Genomic DNA, 989 nt, shown 5'->3' with positions numbered 1-989 from the left:
AGACATAGAGAATATAGATGGTCAAGCTAGTGTGGAAGAAGCCGTAAATGTTGATTAAGTAGGTGAGTCATCTTGAATGGAGATAAGTTAGTTATAGAAAAGTTAAACATATTAAGTGATGGGTATGGGTTAATACCTAAACTAGTTACTAGAGATAGATGGTTAACTGTTGGTGCTAGAATGCTGTATTCATATCTAGCTAGCTTTACAGGTACTAGCGGTACATGTTTCCCATCTAGAGATTTAATTTGTTATGAGTTAGATATATCAAAAGATACATTTACAAAATATAAAAGAGAGTTAGAGATTAGTGGATATATAAGAATTCATAAAAATAAATCTAAACAAGGTAAGATGCAAAACAATATATATGAAATTGTATTTGATAGAACTTATATAGAGGAATGTATTTCTAAGAGAGGTTTAAAAGACGATAAAAAGAAGAAAAAACCATGTCCTAAAAAACAAGACACGGAACCATATCCTAAAAATGTAGACATGGAACCATGTCCTACTTTTCCGGACACGACTCAGCCGGACACGGAAAATATGGACACTATAAGTAACAGTATTATAAGTAACAGTATTAACAGTATGTATATAGGAAAGCACCCTGTGGATAAATATTTAAAAGAATTTAAGAAACTATATGAAGAAAATATAGGAGTAATATATCCTGTTACAGCTGAATGGTTAGTTGAGATTTCTAGTGAGGTAGATGTAAGAGTATTTAAAAGAGCTATAGAGATATGTGCTGAAAAGATGAATATGAATCTAGCATACTTAAAAGGTATCCTTAAAAAATGGAAGGATGCAAATATTACTACATACGAGCAACTGGAATCATATAGATTAGAACAAGAAAATAAGAAAAGAACAAAAGGACCTAATAATAAGTTGAGTAAAAATAAGTTTGCTAATTTTGAACAAACATTTACTCAATATTCAGAGAATGAACTAGATAAAATTATAAAGAAAAGTCAGAAAGA

General features: G+C 30.0%; 1 protein-coding gene. It reads left to right on the top strand.

The genetic code is table 11. The features are described from left to right. Nucleotides 1-72 precede the first annotated feature (72 nt). Nucleotides 73-989: DnaD domain protein (locus KGF50_RS21605; protein ID WP_227849963.1), on the top strand; the 917-nt coding region annotated here is incomplete at its 3' end.

Source organism: Clostridioides sp. ZZV15-6598 (assembly GCF_020657705.1).
Classification (GTDB): domain Bacteria; phylum Bacillota; class Clostridia; order Peptostreptococcales; family Peptostreptococcaceae; genus Clostridioides; species Clostridioides difficile_F.
Note: the sequence above shows the minus strand (reverse complement) of the source record. Positions and strands in the feature narration are given on the sequence as shown.